The organism is Acinetobacter sp. UBA6720 (genome assembly GCF_002454215.1).
GTDB lineage: Bacteria > Pseudomonadota > Gammaproteobacteria > Pseudomonadales > Moraxellaceae > Acinetobacter.
In genome coordinates, this window is record NZ_DKIK01000044.1 from 42478 (window position 1) to 49210 (window position 6733).

At 42.1% G+C, this 6733-nt stretch carries 7 protein-coding genes and 1 pseudogene; 7 read left to right on the plus strand and 1 reads right to left on the minus strand.

The window, feature by feature from the left end; genetic code table 11:
* Positions 1-197 precede the first annotated feature (197 nt).
* The 7 genes from rutA (at position 198) to cysK (ending at position 6534) form a co-directional block, all read left to right on the plus strand.
* Entirely contained in the window at positions 198-1310 is a 1113-nt protein-coding gene (gene rutA, locus B4F08_RS03880) for a pyrimidine utilization protein A (protein WP_110974003.1), read from the plus strand.
* On the plus strand, positions 1307-2056 hold the full coding sequence (rutB, locus tag B4F08_RS03885) for a pyrimidine utilization protein B (protein WP_151707444.1): 750 nt from the start codon (positions 1307-1309) through the stop codon (positions 2054-2056). The genes rutA and rutB overlap by 4 nt, the downstream gene beginning before the upstream one ends.
* A 31-nt stretch (positions 2057-2087) precedes the next feature.
* The gene (gene rutC / locus B4F08_RS03890) at positions 2088-2471 is read left to right on the plus strand and encodes a pyrimidine utilization protein C (RefSeq protein ID WP_086210038.1); all 384 of its coding nucleotides are present in this window, start codon (positions 2088-2090) and stop codon (positions 2469-2471) included.
* Positions 2472-2574: 103 nt separating this feature from the next.
* Positions 2575-3099 carry an NADH-dependent FMN reductase RutF gene (rutF, locus tag B4F08_RS03895; protein WP_086210238.1) on the plus strand — a complete coding sequence of 175 codons (525 nt, stop codon included), beginning with the start codon at positions 2575-2577 and terminating at the stop codon, positions 3097-3099.
* Between the two features lie 36 nt (positions 3100-3135).
* The gene (gene rutG / locus B4F08_RS03900; RefSeq protein WP_086210037.1) at positions 3136-4491 is read left to right on the plus strand and encodes a pyrimidine utilization transport protein G; all 1356 of its coding nucleotides are present in this window, start codon (positions 3136-3138) and stop codon (positions 4489-4491) included.
* Between the two features lie 45 nt (positions 4492-4536).
* Positions 4537-5373, plus strand: coding sequence for an NAD(P)-dependent oxidoreductase (locus B4F08_RS03905; RefSeq protein ID WP_414632443.1), 837 nt, complete (start codon positions 4537-4539; stop codon positions 5371-5373).
* Positions 5374-5535: 162 nt separating this feature from the next.
* Entirely contained in the window at positions 5536-6534 is a 999-nt protein-coding gene (cysK, locus tag B4F08_RS03910) for a cysteine synthase A (RefSeq protein ID WP_291373292.1), read from the plus strand.
* A gap of 76 nt (positions 6535-6610) precedes the next feature.
* Here the strand turns inward: cysK and B4F08_RS03915 are convergent.
* Positions 6611-6733, minus strand: a pseudogene (locus B4F08_RS03915) (TetR/AcrR family transcriptional regulator); the annotation flags it as partial.

The following is a 6733-nucleotide window of genomic DNA, read 5'->3' on the forward strand; positions in this document are numbered from 1 at the left end:
GCATGGTGATAATTATTATTTTACTTTTTGGTAAAAAATAAAAATAACTTAAATACAATAAATATTTGAAAATAAATAATAAAAATAAATTGGCATGGCTTATGCAAATGTATTTTTATCAAACAAAGAGTAAAAACTTTGCGCTGATTGAATATTTTTAATTCATCAGCATTCACCGAGGCCAGAGGATAAAAGAGATGAAAATAGGTGTGTTTTGCCCGATTGGAAATAATGGCTGGCTGCTTTCGGAAAGCGCCCCACAGTATATGCCTTCATTTGAACTAAACAAAAAAATTGTTCAACGCGCTGAGCATTATGGCTTCGACTTTGCTTTGTCGATGATTAAGCTGCGTGGTTTTGGCGGGAAAACTGAGTTTTGGGATCATAACCTTGAGACATTCACTTTGATGGCTGGGCTTGCAGCAGTAACCAGCAAAATCAAAATTTATGCAACAGCAGCGACATTGGTAATGCCACCTGCAATTGTGGCGCGTATGGCATCAACGATTGATTCTATTTCAAATGGGCGCTTTGGTTTAAATGTGGTGACAGGTTGGCAAGCTCCAGAATATACGCAAATGGGGATGTGGCCAGGAGATGAATATTTTGCACAACGTTATGAATATCTCTCGGAATATGTAGAAATTCTACGTGAACTTTGGGCAACAGGGCGTTCAGACTTCAAAGGAGAGCATTTTACCATGCAAGATTGTCGTGTCAGTCCACGTCCACAAGCAGACATGAAAATTATTTGTGCAGGTCAGTCTGATACAGGACTTGAGTTTTCTGCCAAATATGCCGACTACAACTTTGTCTTTGGTAAAGGGTTGAATACACCAACAGCCTATGCAGAAATCAATGACCGCTTAAAAGTACAAACGGATAAAACAGGCCGTGACGTGCAAACCTATGTGTTGTTCATGGTGATTGCTGCACAAACCGATGAAGAGGCACATGCAAAATGGCAAAAATATAATGCTGGTGCAGATATGGAGGCCATCAATTGGCTAATGAATCAAGGTGGTAAAGATACCAAATCTGGAGCAGATACGAACATCCGTCAAATGGCCTCTTCAGTTTCACCTGTGAATATCAATATGGGAACCTTAGTAGGCTCGTTTGAGCATGTTGCACAAATGTTAGATGAAATTGGTGAGATCCAAGGGACGGAAGGCATTTTGCTTACCTTTGATGATTTTGTACAAGGGGTCGAAGACTTTGGTCAGCGCATACAACCTTTAATGAAATGCCGTGAACATATCGTGGTTGAAGAGGACGTATCCCAAGCTATTTTGGAGAAAAGTGCATGAATGAGCCGATTGTCTGTACAGAATTTACTAAACAGTGCCTGCACGCAAAAACATTGAAAGCCGAACCTGAACATATTGCATTGGCACCTGAGCACACGGCATTGATTGTGATTGATATGCAAAATGCCTATACCTCAGAAGGTGGCTATTTGGATTTAGCTGGGTTTGATGTATCTAAAACTAGACCTGTGGTTGAAAACATTCAAAAGTCCGTTCTTGCTGCACATGCAGCGGGTATACAGGTGATTTACTTTAAAAATGGTTGGGATGATCAATATCGCGAAGCAGGAGGGATTGATTCGCCGAATTTCCATAAGTCGAATGCTTTAAAAACCATGCGCAAAAATCCTGAGCTACAGGGAAAGCTATTGGCAAAAGGTGGTTGGGACTTTGAGTTGATTGATGCACTAAAGCCAGAACCACAAGACTTGGTGATTGAAAAGCCTCGTTATAGCGGATTTTTTAATACCGCACTGGACAGCATGTTGCGGGTACGTGGAATCCGAAATTTAGTTTTTGTTGGTATTGCGACCAATGTTTGTGTTGAGTCAACTCTCAGGGATGGTTTTTTCTTGGAGTATTTCGGGGTAGCTCTTAAGGATGCGTGCTATCAGGCTGGGCCCGTCGAAGCACAAGAAGCAAGTCTCTATAACATCAAAACCTTTTTTGGTTGGGTATCTGATACACAAAGTTTTGTAAACACCTTTCAGACCTCTGGCAATAAGCCTCTGGCAAAAACAGCATAAGCCAAACATATAGTAAATTAAAGGAAGTCTCATGCCTAAAGAAATTATTGTGCCAGAAGGCACAGCGAAACCACTGGCTCCATTTGTACCTGCGACTAAGGCTGACAATATCGTCTATGTATCAGGCACTTTAGCTTTTGATGAACAGAACAATGTTGTCCATGTGGGCGATGCAGCTGCACAAACTCGACATATTTTAGAGACTATTAAACGAGTCCTTGAAACAGCTGGCGGTACGATGGATGACGTGACTTTTAACCATATTTTTGTGAAAGATTGGGGGGATTATGGCGCGATTAATGCTGTATATGCCGAATATTTTCCAGGTGATAAGCCCGCGCGCTATTGTGTCCAAACTGGATTGGTTAAGCCTGATGCTTTAGTTGAAATTGCTTCGGTTGCACATGTGGCTTGAGTTGAATAATCAAATTTTAACGTCCTGAATGGAGGAATTTGACATTCAGGACATGGAGAATACGATGAATGCAAAACTATTACACCAAGATCAGGTTGAAGCCATGCTAAACACTATAGTGCCTGAAGAAAAAGCGGAAGTGATATTGGATCAACACCTGTTCCGTCAAGGCATGGCGAATCTTGGTGCTGCGGTTAATGTGATTACGACGGATGGTGCAGCGGGTCAGGCAGGTTTTACTGCATCGGCAGTATGTAGTGTGACAGATACACCACCGACCTTATTGGTCTGTTTAAACCGTTCATCTTCTGTGTTTGATACATTTAAAACAAATCAAGTACTGTGTGTGAATACGCTATCGAGCCAGCAACAACATTTATCTAACGTATTTGGAGGCAAAACTCCAATGTCTGAACGTTTTGCTCAAGGCACATGGTCCACACTTTTGACCAATGCTCCAGTCTTGGATGATGCCTTGGTGAGTTTTGACTGCGAAGTGGTGCAGAGTATGTCTGTGGGGAGTCATGATGTTCTGTTTTGCCAAGTCAAAGCCATGAAGCAAAGTTGTGGACTGAATGCACTTATGTATTTTAAGCGTGGTTATTGCGAGCCATTACCAATGTGTTAATTCAAAAAATCCTACTTTTTAAGGGAGGGGAAACCCATGCAAACAAAAGAATCGTGGTTTCCAAAATTTAAGCCTTATCAAGGCGATTTAGATACAACTGCTGTGCAAACAGATGAGTACTTGCCTGTAGGCAAAAGCATTATTTTAGGATTACAACATGCTTTCGCCATGTTCGGTGCAACTGTGCTTGCGCCATTGCTGATGGGTTTTGATCCGAACTTAACTATCTTTATTACAGGGATTGGTACGATACTTTTCTTCCTAATGACTGGCGGACGTATGCCAAGTTATTTGGGGTCTAGCTTTGCCTTCATTGGTGCAGTGGTTGCAGTCACAGGCTACACGGGTGTCGGATCAAATCCAAATCTTTCGCTAGCACTAGGTGGAACCATAGCATGTGGTGTATTGTACGCTTTAATTGGCTTAATTGTGATGCGTACAGGCACAGCATGGATTGAAAAGTTGATGCCACCTATTGTGACAGGCGCTATCGTAATGATCATTGGTTTACACCTTGCACCTGTTGCAATTAAAAGTGTATCGGCCAATCAATTTGACTCTTGGATGGCCTTAATCACAATTATTTGTATTAGTGTGATTGCGGTATTTACCAAAGGGATGGTGCGCCGCTTATTGCTTCTTTTAGGCTTGGTTGCATCCTATTTTATTTACTTCTTACTGACCAATGTCATGGGTTTTGGTACTGCAATTGACTTTGCCAAAGTTGGTCAAGCAGCATGGTTTGGTTTACCGACTTTCCATAGCCCAACCTTTGATGTAAATGCCATGATGTTGATTGCACCTGTTGCAATTATTTTGGTGGCGGAAAACTTAGGACATTTCAAAGCAGTTTCAGCGATGACTGGGAAAAATTTGTCTCCTTATATGGGGCGTGGTTTCTTTGCGGATGGCGTGTGCACTACGCTTTCAGCTTCAGTTGGTGGAACAGGGATGACGACTTATGCTGAAAACATTGGAGTCATGGCGGTCACTAAAGTTTATTCAACCACAATCTTTGTTTTTGCAGGTGTGTTTGCCATTTTATTGGGGCTTTCCCCTAAGTTTGGTGCAGTGATTAGTACGATTCCCGTTGCACTCTTGGGTGGTGCATCCATTGTTGTTTTTGGTTTGATTACGGTTGCGGGCGCAAAAATTTGGGTCGATAACAAAATTGATTTTACCAAGAACAGTACTTTAATGATTGGTGCGGTGTGTCTGATTATGGGAACAGGTAATTACAGCTTACAAATTGGTAGTTTTGACCTAGGTGGTATTGGCACCGCAACACTAGCAGCTATTCTTCTTAATCTTTTCTTAAACCGAGGCAGTGAAAATGAGCAGGCCATAGAAAAGTCGGATGACCAAATCAATAGCACTATTGCACACGGTTAGGAGTACGTTTTGAGTCTGAATATTGCATTTATAGGACTGGGCGCAATGGGTTGGCATATGGCCTCCCATTTGCCAAAACTGGGTCATAATGTTTGGGTGTGGAATCGCACATCGGAAAAAGCTGCATTGCATGCGCAAACCTTTGGCACTGAGCCCGTTCAAATCCAACAAGCGGTGCAAGCCGATATTATATTTTCATGCTTACCGACCAGCGCAGATGTTGAAGCTTTAATTGCATTACATCCACCTAAGTCTGAAAGTTTATGGGTGGACTGTACCAGTGGCGTGCCTGAGTCTGCGCAGCGAATTTCCACTGATTTGGCAGCACGTGGTGTAACTTACTTAGATGCACCTGTTTCGGGTCAAACCATTGGTGCTGAACGCGGTACTTTAACGGTTATGGTAGGTGGCAATATCGCTGGATTTGAAAGGGCAAAACCGATCATTCAGGCATTTGCGGGGCTGATTGAATACGTCGGGGAAAGTGGTGCAGGCTTTGCAGTTAAGGCGGTGAACAATACACTCATGGCAACACACTTATGGGCTCTGTCCGAGGGTTTGTCTATTTTGAAGCATCGAGGCGTTGATTTGGTCGGAGCATTGAGTTGTATCAATCACTCTAGCGGTAAAAGTACGATGTCTGAAACGGTGATGGCGCAAAAAGTTTTGAGCCGAACTTTTCAAAAAACTTTTGCTTTAAACCTGTTGCAAAAAGATATTGGCATTGCGTTGGATTTGGCGGAGGAAGGACAGATGAAAACTCCTGTTTTTCATACAACGCAGGAACTGTTTTTAAAGACAGATCGAGAACAGGCTACGCAAGTGGATTTTAGCGCGGCAGTCACGGAGTTAGAAAAGTGGAATAGCCTAACACTAATATAAGTGGCTCACTTGGTACTAAAAGTATGGGGAAACCCATACTTTTTCCGTTTAAATGATTTATTTATCAAATAAAAACATATGCACGACCAAATGTCAGTTTGCATTTAAAAATCAGGGTATGATAATCAATACATCATTAAAAACAACATAGGAAACATTGCTATGAGTACGGATTCAGCTTTTCCAACGCCTCATAATTTAGGGATAGCGGTTTATAGTAATAACGCAGAAGCGATTGGTAATACCCCATTGGTTCGTATCAACCGAATTATACAAAGCCCAGCAACCGTTTTAGCCAAAGTTGAAAGCCGTAACCCAGCATTTTCAGTCAAATGCCGTATCGGGGCTGCACTTATTGCAGATGCTGAAGCGCGTGGTGTACTTAAAGAGGGAATGCACATCGTAGAGCCTACCAGTGGGAATACTGGGATTGCTTTGGCATTTGTTGCTGCAGCAAAAGGCTATGCATTAACCCTGACTATGCCATCAAGTATGAGTATCGAACGCCGTAAAGTAATGAAAGCTTTAGGTGCTAACTTGGTGCTTACCGACCCTGCAAAAGGCATGCGTGGTGCGGTAGAAGAAGCACAGCGTTTAGTAGATGAAAACCCAGAAACTTATTTTTTACCACAGCAGTTTGAAAATCCAGCAAACCCAGCTATCCATGAAGCAACTACAGGCCCTGAAATTTGGGAAGCAACAGGTGGTAAAGTTGATATTTTAGTGGCTGGTGTCGGAACAGGCGGTACGATTTCTGGGATTTCAAGTTATTTTGAAAAAGTAAAAAAACAAGCCTTGTACTCAGTTGCGGTAGAACCTGCTGAGTCGCCGATTATAGGGCAAACCAAACGTGGCGAAGCTTTGGCACCTGGACCACATAAGATTCAGGGGATTGGCGCTAATTTTATTCCTAAAAACTTAGACCTTGACTTGGTCGATGAAGTGATGCCAATTGATGCTGCAACAGCAATTGATTGGGCACGTAAAACAGCAAGTCAAGAGGGTATTTTAGTGGGTATTTCAAGTGGTGCAGCGATGGCTGCTGCAGCAGAACTTGCAGTACGCCCTGAAAATGCGGGTAAAACCATTGTGGTGATTTTACCTGATGGTGGTGAGCGTTATTTATCTTCAGTTTTGTTTGAAGATATTTCAACTGATTAATTGGATGTAAATGTAAAAAGCCAAACATCAACTGTTTGGCTTTTTATTATTTTAGTCGCTTAAGCAGTTTTGAAACTTAAAGGACTGCGTGTGAAATTTTATCAGGTGTCATGAGGGCTTGATTAACATACAGTTTAATCAGGCGTTCGCGTGAACCAATTGATTTTTGATAATACGTTGAATTGAGCAACAAAGAGGC